Here is a 903-nt window from a genome sequence, read left to right as displayed (position 1 = left end):
GCAGTGGAAACTCGTCCGCGTCGGCTTCACGGGCTTGAGCTCCTGCTGACACCGGTATCCGGTTCAAGCCCACCGCAACTCCCCTTGCCCGCTGGGCAAGGGGAGTTGCGGTGGGCGCGCGCCCGAGGTCGCACGGCCGACAGCGAGGTCCGGAAGGAGTGCTTTCGGCGGTGACCGACAGATCAACAGAAAGCCACCGAAGCCAGTCTTTGCGCGAGTCAGGCCACCGCTCGAGCGGCACCAGATCATCCTCACAGTCTTTCCGGGCTTGAGGGTTGCGTTTCCGCTGGTGGAGCGTAGGGCGGGAGGTGCCGTGGGAGTAGTGGCCTGTCGTTGTGTCGCTCCCCGGGAGGTCGTGGATGCCGTCGGTGATTGGGCTGCTGGAACAGCGTGAGCTGGGTGCTCGCCGTCGCGTGGACGAGCTGTGGGAGGAGGCCGACCGTATTCAGGCCGAACTGGCCGCGGGGGCGGGAATGGCAGGAGTGGGCCATCGCTCGAACGCGGGTCGGCGAAGTGCTGGCCCCGGCGGACATGAGCGGGCAAGAGCACGCTCAGGCTGACCTGACGGCTGCCGAGGAGCAGAGCGTGAAGACCGCTCAGGTGCCAGGGGCATGCTGCCCTCCGGATGACAGAGGAACTCCCACTGAAGCCCTGCCATCCTTAGTTTTGCAGGTCACGGGGGCTGGTGTGGCTGTGTGGTGGCCGGCTCGTGCTGGCCGGAGGCGAGATCGTTAGCAGGTGATCGAAGATCGCGAAACGGGGCGGCGTGGTCGTCCTGCTGGACGGCACCCTGATCCGTACCCGCCGCCGCACCGGAGCGGACAACCGCAGGAACTTCAGCGGGAAACACAAGGCCCATGGCCTGCTGTTTCTCGCGCTGACCGACGAGAAGGGCAACCTGAT

Annotated in this window: 1 pseudogene; it reads left to right on the top strand. The window is 66.3% G+C overall.

Annotated features, from left to right (window positions below):
* Positions 1-359: 359 nt before the first annotated feature.
* Positions 360-612: pseudogene (locus tag ADL01_RS46440) on the top strand (hypothetical protein); the annotation flags it as partial.
* Positions 613-903 lie beyond the last annotated feature (291 nt).

It is taken from the genome of Streptomyces sp. NRRL WC-3618 (genome assembly GCF_001280005.1).
GTDB lineage: Bacteria > Actinomycetota > Actinomycetes > Streptomycetales > Streptomycetaceae > Streptomyces.
Note: the sequence above shows the minus strand (reverse complement) of the source record. Positions and strands in the feature narration are given on the sequence as shown.